The 11557-nt window shown below is 72.6% G+C and carries 7 protein-coding genes and 1 pseudogene; 3 read left to right on the forward strand and 5 right to left on the reverse strand.

The features are described 5' to 3' along the window. Positions 1–36: 36 nt before the first annotated feature. The 3 genes and pseudogenes from IE277_RS21225 to IE277_RS47345 all read right to left on the reverse strand — a co-directional run. On the reverse strand, positions 37–1863 hold the full coding sequence (locus tag IE277_RS21225) for a LamG-like jellyroll fold domain-containing protein (protein ID WP_189954723.1): 1827 nt from the start codon (positions 1861–1863) through the stop codon (positions 37–39). A gap of 498 nt (positions 1864–2361) precedes the next feature. Next, complete coding sequence (locus tag IE277_RS49570; protein WP_373310841.1) at positions 2362–2895, reverse strand: DUF4981 domain-containing protein; 534 nt, start codon at positions 2893–2895, stop codon at positions 2362–2364. A 702-nt stretch (positions 2896–3597) separates the two neighbouring features. Next, positions 3598–3849, reverse strand: a pseudogene (locus IE277_RS47345) (hypothetical protein); the annotation flags it as partial. 119 nt (positions 3850–3968) lie between these two features. Between IE277_RS47345 and IE277_RS21235 the strand changes: the two are divergent. Next, positions 3969–5306: a 6-phospho-beta-glucosidase gene (locus IE277_RS21235; RefSeq protein WP_189954727.1), complete on the forward strand. Its 1338-nt coding sequence runs from the start codon at positions 3969–3971 to the stop codon at positions 5304–5306. A gap of 56 nt (positions 5307–5362) precedes the next feature. Further along, positions 5363–8407, forward strand: a complete 3045-nt coding sequence (locus tag IE277_RS21240) for an alpha-mannosidase (protein ID WP_189954730.1) — start codon at positions 5363–5365, stop codon at positions 8405–8407. Positions 8408–8575: 168 nt separating this feature from the next. On the opposite strand, the gene IE277_RS21245 is transcribed toward IE277_RS21240, so the two are convergent. Beyond that, entirely contained in the window at positions 8576–9649 is a 1074-nt protein-coding gene (locus IE277_RS21245; RefSeq protein WP_189954731.1) for an alkene reductase, read from the reverse strand. Between the two features lie 116 nt (positions 9650–9765). On the opposite strand from IE277_RS21245, the gene IE277_RS21250 reads away from it, so the two are divergent. Beyond that, positions 9766–10137, forward strand: coding sequence for a MerR family transcriptional regulator (locus IE277_RS21250; protein ID WP_189954733.1), 372 nt, complete (start codon positions 9766–9768; stop codon positions 10135–10137). A 37-nt stretch (positions 10138–10174) separates the two neighbouring features. On the opposite strand, the gene IE277_RS21255 is transcribed toward IE277_RS21250, so the two are convergent. Beyond that, on the reverse strand, positions 10175–11290 hold the full coding sequence (locus IE277_RS21255) for an ATP-grasp domain-containing protein (RefSeq protein WP_189954735.1): 1116 nt from the start codon (positions 11288–11290) through the stop codon (positions 10175–10177). Between the last annotated feature and the right edge of the window lie 267 nt (positions 11291–11557).

Raw genomic sequence — 11557 nt, forward strand, 5'->3', positions numbered from 1 at the left:
ATGTCCTCGGGGCGGGCGTCAGCGGGTCATGAAGCGTCAGTGGGTCATGAAGGAGGAGACGGGCAGCGCCCGGGCGACGATCCGGACATCGCCGAGACGGCCGTGCAGGATCTGGTCGATCTTGTCCGCGTACTCGTAGCCGCCGAGCAGCCAGGGCCGTCCGGAGGAGGCGATGCCGATCGCGGGGGCGTGCGGATTGCGGGCCACGGGGCAGCCCTGCACATACATCGTCGTGTGCCGCCCGTCGTTGACCACGGCCAGGTGCCACCAGGTCTCGCGGGCGGTCTCGTCGCCCCAGTTGGTGGCCAGCTGCCGCTGGTTGAGCGGGTGGACCGCCCACTGCGGGCCCGGACCGTCGGAGAGGGACAGGGTGGCGAGCGGCTCGTCGGGGTCGTCGGTGACCGTGCCGACCGAGCCGTTGCGGCCCGTCCGGCCGACCAGACCGGACCAGGCGTGATGCGCGGCGTCCCAGTCGGCGGGCAGCCAGTAGAACGCCTCGATGGTGTAACCATCCCTGAAAGTGGCCGAGTTGAGCGGTGCGCTGTCGATCGTGCGCAGATAGGCGCCCTTCAGCGGCGACTTGTAGCCCTGGAACTCCAGGCTGCCGTGGCCGGGCTGGTCGGGGTGGTGATCGGCCGACCAGCCGAGCGAGCCGCCGCCCACCGAGACCACGGTGAGGTCGTTGCCCCGGCCGGACAGGTCACGGACCGTGCCGGAGACGGGTGCCTCGAAGCGCCAGTAGGCGGCCGTGCCGGGAATCAGCATCTTCGACACGGGTCGCGCCGGTCGGGCCGGCACCGGGGCGAAGCCCGAGAAACGGGCGGTGAAGTCGATGTCGACGGAGAAGCGGTCCTCGTCGCCGCTCAGCTCCATCTCCTGCCGCTCCAGCGCGTTGAGCCCCTTCTCGGCCCGGCCGAGGATCCAGGGCGAGACCGTCTCCACGTCGATGACGTCACGGTCCAGGTCGAAGTGGTAGAGGCGGATCATGGCCGCGCCGCCGAAGTAGCGGTTCTGGTAGTTCGTCAGATGCAGATGGACGTCGTTGCCCGCCGCGTTCTTGCGTATCGCGCGGCGAGCCGGCCAGTAGTGGCCGTTCAGCGTCAGGAAGATCTGGTCGTGGTCCGCGATCAGCCGGTCCCACAGCTGCTGTCCGTAGTCCGACAACGTGTCGTCGTCGACGACCAGTTCGTGGGTGGTCAGGATGACCGGTGTCCTCGGGTGCCGGGCCAGGACGTCCTTCGCCCAGGCGTACCCCTGCGCCGACAGCCGCCAGTCCAGCGCGAGCACCATCCACGTACGGCCGCCGGCCCGGAACAGGTGGTAGGTGTTGTAGCCGTCCGCCGAGGCGCCGCCGAAGGTGCGCTTGTCCCGGAAGCGCTGCGGGCCGAAGGTGTCCAGATACGGCGTGGAGCCGCGCTGGTCGTCCGTCGAGGACGCGATGTCGTGGTTGCCGGCCAGCACGCTGTAGCCGACACCCCGCCGGTCGAGGATCCCGAACGCCTCGCCGATCGCCGCGCATTCCTCCGCGGCGCCGTTCTGGGTGAGATCGCCGAGGTGGGTCAGGAAGACGATGTTGTCGTCCTCGCCGTGCTCCAGGAGATAGCGCAGCGAGGCCTCCAGCGGCGCCGGGTAGATGCTGGGGCCGTCGAAGAGGTACTGGGTGTCGGGCATCACCGCGAGCGTGAACCGGCGGCTGTCCGTGTCCGGCCGCCGGCCGCCCCGCTCGGCGGCCTCGGCGACGGACGGCAGCGCGACACCGGCCGTGGCGGCGGCGCCCAACAGCGCCGTGGCCCTCAGAAAACTGCGCCGCCCGGCACCGGCCTGCGGGGCCTCGGTGGGGCTGTGGTCATGCGAGGTACACACGTGTGCTCCGTGAAGGTGACGTTGACGGGAACGGGAGGGGCGTCGATCGAGCGGGGAGGGCCTACGGAGCCATGGGGGCTGCGGGGACCGCGAGGGCTGGGGGCAGGAGGGCTGATGGGATCACTAGGGCTGGGGGACCGTGAGGGCTTGGGGAGTCACGAGGGCTTCGGGGATCACCAGGGCTGGGGGGATCACCAGGGCTTCGGGGATCGCGAGTGCTGCTGGACCCCTGAGGGTTGCGGGGACTGCGGGACTACAGGGTTTGCGGGGACGGGGAGGGCGGGGGGTGCTGGACTTGCGGGGAGGCAGGTCTACGGGGACTGGGGCTGTGGGGACTGTGGGGGTGTCGGGCCATGAGGACTGCTGAGCCTGCCGGGCCTGCGGGGGCGGGGATGTGGGGGGGGCTGGACCTGCGAGGTCTGCTTGGTCTGCGGGGACGGGGACCTGCCGGGCCTGGGAGGTCTGCCAGGCCTGCGGGGTCTGCGGGAACTGTCGGGGCTATGAAGGCTGTAGGGAGCGCAGGGGTCGGCTTCGGGGGCGGGCGTCCGGTGGGACGCGGTACTCGGGGAGGGCGCGAGGATCGGCCGCTTCCGTGTCCGGCCCTCGACGCCCCGCGTCGATGTCGTCGTCCACCTCCACCGGAGGCACGGCCGGGTCCGGCACGGCGGGGTCCGGCACGGCGGGGTCCGGGACACTCGGGTGCGGGACGCCCCGGTCCGGGACGGTCCTGAGCAGCCGGACCCGTGCCGCGCACACCTGCGTGCCGCGCGGCGTCCGCGGTTCCGCCACGGCCGTCACCACCCGCAGGGTCAGCCACATCTCACCGCTGCCGGCCGGCAGCGCGAACGGCAGCGGGACGGCCGCCGTCTCGCCCGGCCGTAGCCGGGGCAGTTCGGCCGGGGCGGTCAGGGTGCGGCCGTCGGCCGACGTCAACTCCCAGGTCGCCGCGAGCCGGCCGAGCCCCCGGGACCACTGCTGATTGGTGAGGACGATGCCCTCGTGCCGATAGCACCGGATCCCGACCGCCGCCACGCTCGACCGCCCCTCATCCTGGGCGTTGTTCGCCCACTCCGCGTTCTGCGCCTCGCTCTGCCGGACCTCGCCCCGCGCGTCGCTGTACCGGGCCTCTTCGTACTCATGGCTCCGCCGGCCCTCGTCCTGCGGGCCGCTCTGCCTGACCTCGCCGTGCTCCTGGCGCTCCGCGCACCTGTCGTGTTCGCCGTTCTGCAGGGTCTCGCTGTGTCCGTCGCGCTCCGGGCACCCGTCCTGCTCGTCGCCGTTCTGCTGGGCCTCGTCGCGCTGGTCGCGGTCCCGGCCCCTGTAGTGTTCGCCGTTCTGCAGGGTCTCGCTGTGTCCGTCGCGCTCCGGGCACCCGTCCTGCTCGTCGCCGTTCTGCTGGGCCTCGTCGCGCTGGTCGCGGTCCCGGCCCCTGTCGTGTTCGCCGCTCTGCCGGACCTCGCCGCGCCCGTCGCACCCGCGGCACCCGTCCTGCTCGCCGCCCTGCCCGACCTCGCCGTACCCGGGGCACTCCCCGCGCCCGCCATGCCCGGGACACTCCCCGCGCCCGCCGTACCCGGGACACTCTCCTCGCTCGCCATGCCCGTCCCGCCCCCGGCGCTCACCCTGCTCATAGCTCCGCCGGGCCTCGTCCTGCTCATGGCTCCGCCGGCCCTCGTCCTGCGGGCCGCTCCGCCGGGCCTCGTCCTGCTCATGGCGGTCCGGCCGATGTCCGTCCGGGCTCGGCGTGCGGTCCGGGACGAGGGCCGCGTCCGTGGTGAACGGGCCGTCGTACACCGCAGCGCGGACGTCGCCGCCGTACCCCCGGCGGCAGCCGGACGCGATGACACCGTTGTCGTATCGCCCGGCACCCACGCGCCCGGCCCGTCTCCCGTCGCTCACGCGCTGCAGGATTCCGTGGTCCCAGAACTCCCGGATGAAGCCGCCCTGAAGGTCCGGGGTGCAGTCGATGGCCGCCCAGTGGTCCGAGCGGCGGGCGGGACGGCAGTCGACGGCTCCGGCACCATGAAGATCGGCGGCAGTCGAGAGAACCGCACGAGAGCCGGTATCGAGGCGGTCGTGGCGGGAGTTCCGGGAAGGGTGCAGACGTGAAGCTGACGATTCTGGGCGGCGGCGGATTCCGCGTGCCGCTCGTGTACGGCGCACTGCTGACGGACCACGCCGAAGGGCGGGTCACCGAGGTCGTCCTGCACGACCTGGACGACCGACGGCTGTACGCGGTGGGCCGGGTCCTGGCCGAGCAGGCCGCCGGCATCCCCGACGCGCCCCGCGTGAGCACCACCACCGACCTCGACCAGGCCCTCACCGGCGCCGACTTCGTCTTCTCGGCGATCCGCGTCGGCGGCCTCGCGGGCCGGGCGGAGGACGAGCGGGTCGCGCTCGCCGAGGGCGTGCTCGGCCAGGAGACCGTCGGCGCGGGCGGCATCGCCTACGGGCTGCGCACCGTCCCGGTCGCCGTCGACATCGCCCGGCGCGTGGCCCGCCTCGCCCCCGACGCCTGGGTCATCAACTTCACCAACCCGGCCGGCCTGGTCACCGAGGCCATGTCCCGGCACCTCGGCGACCGCGTCATCGGCATCTGCGACTCACCCGTCGGCCTCGGCCGCCGTATCGCCCGCGTCCTCGGCGCGGATCCGGCGCGGGCCTTCGTCGACTACGTCGGCCTCAACCACCTCGGCTGGGTGCGCGGCCTGCACGTCGACGGACGCGACGAACTCCCGCGCCTGCTCGCCGACCCCGCCCTGCTGGGCTCTTTCGAGGAGGGCAGGCTGTTCGGCGTCGACTGGCTCCAGTCGCTCGGCGCGATCCCCAACGAGTATCTGCACTACTACTACTTCAACCGGGAAACCGTGGACGCCTACCGGCGGGCCGAGCGGACCCGCGGCGCCTTTCTGCGCGACCAGCAGGCCGGGTTCTACGCCGAGGCCCTGCGGACCGACCGCTCCGCGCTCACGGCGTGGGACCGCACCCGGGCCGAACGCGAGGCCACGTACATGGCCGAGAACCGGGAGAGCGCCGGCGCGGGCGAGCGCGAGGCCGACGACCTCTCCGGCGGCTACGAGAAGGTCGCGCTCGCCCTGATGCGGGCCATCGCCCGCGACGAGCGGACCACGCTCATCCTCAATGTGCGGGGCGGCGGCACGCTCTCCGCGCTCGACGCCGACGCGGTGATCGAGGTCCCCTGCCTGGTCGACGCGGGCGGCGCGCATCCGCTGGCCGTCTCCCCGCTGCCCGGCCATGCCACCGGGCTGGTCTGCTCGGTCAAGGCCGTCGAACGGGAGGTGCTCGCCGCCGCCGAGTCCGGCTCCCGGCGCACGGCCGTCAAGGCTTTCGCGCTGCATCCGCTGGTGGATTCGGTCAGCGTGGCCCACAGGCTGGTGGAGGGCTACACCGAGGTCCATCCTGGCCTGGCGTACCTTGAGTGAGCCACATTCGGTAAGCGCTTTCCGCCCTTGCTCGCCTCTCCCTCCTGGAGACCGCCATGCACGACGAACGCCGACGGATCGAGGAGCGCGTCGCGCGCCTCCACACCCAGCGGATCACACCCGCGACCTACGCGGCCGCCGTCCCCCTGGAGGTGACGGCCTGGCAGGCTCCGGGGGAGCCGGTGCCGTTCGCGCAGGCCGCGGCCGCCCCCTACACGCCCTTCGCCATGGACACCCCGTGGGGGCCGCCCTGGGGCACGACCTGGTTCCGGATGCGGGGCCGGGTGCCCGCCGAGTGGGCCGGCCGGCGGGTGGAGTCGGTCATCGACCTCGGCTTCGTCGGCGACTGGCCCGGCAACCAGGCCGAGGCGCTCGTGCACCGCACCGACGGCACCCCGCTCAAGGCGGTCAACCCGCTCAACCAGTATGTGCCGGTCGCCCACCCGGCGGCCGGCGGCGAAGCGGTCGAGTACCTGGTCGAGGCCGCCTCCAACCCGGACATCCTCGCGAACGGCTTCGCCGCACCGACCCCGCTCGGCGATCCGCGGACCGCGGGCGACCGCCCGCTGTACACCTTCCGCCGGGCCGATCTCGCCGTCCTCGACGAGCAGGTCTGGCATCTCGACCTCGATCTGCAGGTGCTGCGCGAACTGATGCTGGAGCTCGGCGAGCACGAGCCGCGCCGGCACGAGATCGCGCACGCCCTCGACCGGGCCATGGACCTGCTCGACCTGGACGACGTCCCCGGCTCGGCGCCCGCCGTGCGCGACGCCCTGCGCCCGGTGCTCGCCAAGCCCGCCCACGCCAGCGCGCACATCCTCTCCGGCGTCGGCCACGCGCACATCGACACCGCATGGCTCTGGCCGGTCCGCGAGACCAAGCGCAAGGCGTCCCGGACCTTCTCCAACGCCACCGCGCTCGCCGACGAGTACGAGGAGTTCGTCTTCGCCTGCTCCCAGGCGCAGCAGTACGAGTGGGTCCGCGACAACCACCCCCATGTGTGGGAGCGGATCAAGAAGTCGGTGGCGAAGGGGCAGTGGGCGCCGGTCGGCGGCATGTGGGTGGAGGCCGACGGCAATCTGCCCGGCGGGGAGGCCCTCGCCCGTCAACTGGTGCACGGCAAGCGGTTCTTCATGGAGCACTTCGGCATCGAGACCAAGGGCGTCTGGGTGCCGGACTCCTTCGGCTACACCGCGGCCTACCCGCAGCTGGCGAAGCTCGCCGGCAACGAGTGGTTCCTCACCCAGAAGATCTCCTGGAACCAGACCAACACCTTCCCCCACCACACCTTCTGGTGGGAGGGCATCGACGGCACCCGGGTCTTCACCCACTTCCCGCCCATCGACACCTACAACGCCCGCTTCAGCGGCACGGAGATGGCGCGGGCGGTCCGCAACTACGCCGAGAAGGGCGGCGCCACCCGCTCCCTCGCCCCCTTCGGCTGGGGCGACGGCGGAGGCGGCCCCACCCGCGAGATCATGGAGCGGGCCCGCCGGCTGCGGGACCTGGAGGGCTCGGCGAAGGTCGAGATCGAGCACCCCGACGCGTTCTTCGCCAAGGCCCGCGCGGAGTACCCGGACGCCCCGGTCTGGGTGGGCGAGCTGTACCTGGAGCTGCACCGGGCCACCTACACCACCCAGGCCCGCACCAAGCAGGGCAACCGGCGCTCCGAACACCTGCTGCGCGAGGCCGAGCTGTGGGCCACCACGGCCGCCCTGCACGCACCGGGCTACAGCTACCCGTACGAGAGGCTGGACCGCCTGTGGAAGACGGTCCTGCTGCACCAGTTCCACGACATCCTGCCCGGCTCCTCCATCGCCTGGGTGCACCGCGAGGCCGAGGCCGAGTACGCCCGGGTGGCCGGGGAGCTGCGGGATCTCACACACGAGGCGATCGCCGCGCTGGGCACCGGCGGGCCCCGCGTGTTCAACACCAGCCCGCGGGAACGCGCCGAGGTGGTCCGCACCCCCGAGGGCGCACCGGTGTATGTGACGGTGCCCGCGAACGGCTCCGCGCCCCTCGCCCCGGCCGACCCCCCGCACCCGGTCACGGTCGACGGGCACACCCTGGACAACGGGATCGTCCGGGTGACGGTGGCGGCCGACGGCACGCTGTCGTCCGTCCGCGATCTGCGGGCCGGCCGCGACGTCCTCGCCGGCCAGGGCAATCTGCTCCGCCTCCACACGGATCTGCCCAACTGCTGGGACGCCTGGGACATCGACAAGCACTACCGCAACCGCTACACCGACCTGCTGGAACCCGACGCGGTCACCGTGGTGGAGGAGGGCCCGCTCGTGGGCGCGATCCGGGTGATCCGGTCCTTCGGCCGGCGGTCCCGGATCACCCAGACGATCACCGTACGGGCCGGCAGTGCCCGGATCGACTTCGAGACGGACCTCGACTGGCACGAGACGGAGAAGATCCTCAAGGCGGGCTTCCCGGTCGATCTGCGCGCCCCGCACTCCTCGGCGGAGATCCAGTTCGGCCATGTCCAGCGGCCCACCCACACCAACACCAGCTGGGAGGCGGCCCGCTTCGAGGTCTCCGGGCACCGCTGGGTGCATATCGCCGAACCCGGCTACGGCGTCGCCGTCATCAACGACTCCAGCTACGGCCACGACGTCACCCGCACCGTCCGCGACGACGGGGGGACGACCACCACGGTCCGGCTCAGCCTGGTCCGCGCCCCGCGCGTCCCCGACCCCGAGGCCGACCAGGGCCGGCACCGCCTCACCTACGCCCTGCTGCCCGGCGCGCGCATCGAGGACGCCGTGGCCGAGGGCTATGCCCTCAACCTCCCGCTGCGGGTGGCGGATTCGGCGGGCGAGCCCGAGCCGGTCGTCTCCGTGACGGGCGAGGGCGTGACGGTGGAGGCGGTCAAGCTGGCCGACGACGGCTCCGGGGACGTGGTGGTACGGCTGTACGAGTCCCGGGGCGGCCGGGCCCAGGGCGTGCTGCGCCCCGGCTTCCCCACGGCCGGCGCCCAGATCACCGACCTGCTGGAACGTCCGCTGGACGCGGCGCGGCGCGACACGGACGGCACCGTCCCGCTCACGCTGCGGCCCTTCCAGATCCTCACCCTGCGGCTGAAGCGGGCCTGAACCCGGTCCCGGCAGGAGACCGATCCGGGCCGGCCGGTCGCCCCCCGTACCCGCGACCGGCCGGCCCGTTCCCCCGTGGCATCCCCCGTTGCTGCCCCGGTTCTGTCATGGAGACCCACGAGGGCACGCCCTGATACACCCCGGCCGGCACGAGGCGGAAAAAAGCCGTCAGGCCGTGTACGGGTAGGCCGGGTAGGTGAGGTAGCCGGCATCGCCGCCCTGGTAGTACGTGGACTCGTCGACAGGGGCGACCGGCAGGCCGGTGCGGAGGCGTTCGACGAGGTCGGGATTGGCCAGGAAGCCGCGGCCGAAGCTGATCAGGTCGGCGCCCAGGCCCAGCCAGTGGTCGGCCTCCTCACGGCCGGTCTGCCTGGGGCCCATCGGGAGGACCGGATTGACGACCAGGGTCCCGGGCCAGGCGCGGCGCAGCCCGAGCAACACCTCGTCGTCCGCGGTCGCCTCCAGATGGACGTAGGCGAGTCCGAGACGGGACAGCTCGGTCAGCAACGCGGTGTTGAGGGCGAGCGCGTCGGTCTCCTCCACACCCCAGAAGCCGCCTCCCGGGGAGAGCCGGATGCCCGTCCTGGCCGCCCCGACCGCGTCCACCGTCGCGCTCACGGCCTCCACGGCGAACCGGATCCTGCCCTCGATCGTGCCGCCGTAGCGGTCCGTGCGCAGGTTGGCGTTGGAGGAGAGGAACTGGGAGATCAAGTAGCCGTTGGCGCCGTGGAGTTCGACTCCGTCGAAGCCCGCGTCGAGCGCGCGGCGGGCGGCCTCGGCGTAGGCGTGGGCGTGCTCGGGCACCTCGGCGGTGTCCAGTGCGCGGGGCACGGGCGCGGGCTGCGGGCCGGTCGGGGTGAAGACGTCGCCCTGCGCGGCGATCGCCGACGGGCCGACGGGCCGGTGGCCGGTCGTGTCGGGGTGCGAGACCCGGCCGCCGTGCATGAGCTGGGCGAAGATCCGTCCGCCGTTGATGTGCACGGCGTCGGTCACGGCGCGCCAGGAGGCGGCCTGCTCCCCGGTGTGCAGTCCGGGCGTGCCCGGGTTGGACTGCCCGACGACGCTGGGCTGCACGCCCTCGGACACGATCAGTCCGGCCGTCGCGCGCTGCGCGTAGTACGTCGCCATGGACGGGGTGGCGAGGCCGCCGGCCGCGGCCCTGCCCCGGGTCATCGGGGCCATCACCATCCGGTTGGGCAGGGTCAGTTCGCCGAGTCGGTAGCTGCTGAACAAGGTGGTCACGTCGGGCTCCTCGCTGCGTACATCACAGGCCCGGATGCCGGGCACGGCGCTACGCTAAAACCTGACATTGGTGTCAGAGGCAAGCGCTGTGGCGTGGTTCACCGGAGGAGGCGGTCGTGCGGATCGGCGAGCTGGCGGCGCGGACCGAGGTGAGCGTGCGGTCGCTGCGCTACTACGAGGAGCAGGGGCTGCTGATCAGCAGCCGCAGCCCGAGCGGGCAGCGGCACTACACGGAGGCCGAGGTGGAGCGGGTGCGCTTCATCCAGCGCCTGTACACGGCCGGCCTGTCCAGCCGTACGATCTCCGAGCTGCTGCCCTGCGTCGACACCCCCAGCGAGATCAACTCCGATGCCGCTCTGGAGCGGATGGCGCAGGAGCGCGAGCGCCTCTCCGCGCACATCGACGACCTCGTGCGGACCCGGGACGCGCTGGACGGCCTGATGGCCACGGCCCGCACCCAGCGCGACCTCCAGCGCACCCCGACCTGATCCCCCCCGATCGGACGGGCCCAGGGCTCGACAGGCCCTAGAGGGGCAGGGCCTCGGCCGGAGAAGCCGGATGGACGGGGACGGGTGTCGCCGGCAGTGTGATCTCCGTGTCCCGCTGCCGGGGGAGCGCCAGGGGCAACAGCGACCGCGGCCCCGACACCACCGTGTAGTCCTGCCCGAGGAACGGCGGCTCGATCACCCCCGGGTCCTCGCCCAGCGCCAACCGCACGGCCGCCCACGGCACATTCACCCCGCACAGCGACAACTGGTGCAGGCCTCCGGAGGGACGTGTGTTGACGTCGAGCAGCACCGGACGGTCGCCGAACATCCGGAACTGGATGTTGGACAGATGGTGCAGCCCGAAACCCTCCGCGATCAGCCGGGCCGGCTCCAGCCACCGCTCGTCCAGGGTGAAGCCGCGCCGGCGGCCGTTCTTGGTACGGCCCACCGCGAGCCGCAGCCGGTTGTCCCGGCCGGTCAGGCAGTCCACCGACACCTCGGGCTGCTCCAGGCGCGGCATCACCAGCCAGTCCACCGGCTCCCCGGCTCGCCGCAGCGCCTCGACGACCGGGTCCAGCTGGACATAAGGGCTCGGGAACCCCGCGAGGCCGGCCAGCGAGAGCGGGTTGCGGGTGATCACCCGGAAGCCGACCCCGCCGGCGCCGACGGCCGGTTTGAAGCACGCCTTGTGCCCGGCCTCCTCCAACTCGGCCACGGCATCGAGGAGTTCGTCCGCCGTACGCACCCGCCACCACGGCGGCACCGGCACGCCGACCGAGCAGACCGCCTCGTACGCGGTCGCCTTGTCCTCGAAGACGGCCACCGCCTCGGGGGTCGGCGCCAGCAGCGCCGTACCCGCCGCCGTGAACTCCGCGCGGTGCGCCACGATCGCCGCCTGGTGCAGCCGGGGCACGAACACATCGATGCCGCGCCGGGCGCACTGGTCGAGGGCGTACTCGACGTACGCGGCCGGGGACAGACCCTCCGGCTCCAGGTCGGCGGTGTCGGCGGCGGCCAGCACGGGGGAGTCGGGGTCCCCGTGCGTGGCATGGATCTCCACGGCACGGTCGCCGGGATTTCTGCGCAGCTGATCCATGAAGAACACGTTCTCCGCGTACGTGCGGTTGAACCAGACGCGTACGCGAGAGAGCATGCAGGCCGCCTTTCGGGGCTTTCGGGCAGGACTCGGCGGCCCGTGCCCGGGCAGGAGGGAGGAAGGGACACCAAACAGCCCCTGCGGAAGGGGGGGTTGGGGCGTCGGTGTCGCGGCGAGCATACGGCTTTCGGGAGCCCGCGCGTGCAACGCGGATGTTACGGATTCCCGGCGGCTGTCCAGACGGTTTCTGAAGCGATCGGGCCGTCCGCTTTCGGCCGGAACGTGACGCACCGCCAGACAGCTCTTGTCCGGTGTCCGGGAATA

It is taken from the genome of Streptomyces alanosinicus, from assembly GCF_014650595.1.
Classification (GTDB): domain Bacteria; phylum Actinomycetota; class Actinomycetes; order Streptomycetales; family Streptomycetaceae; genus Streptomyces; species Streptomyces alanosinicus.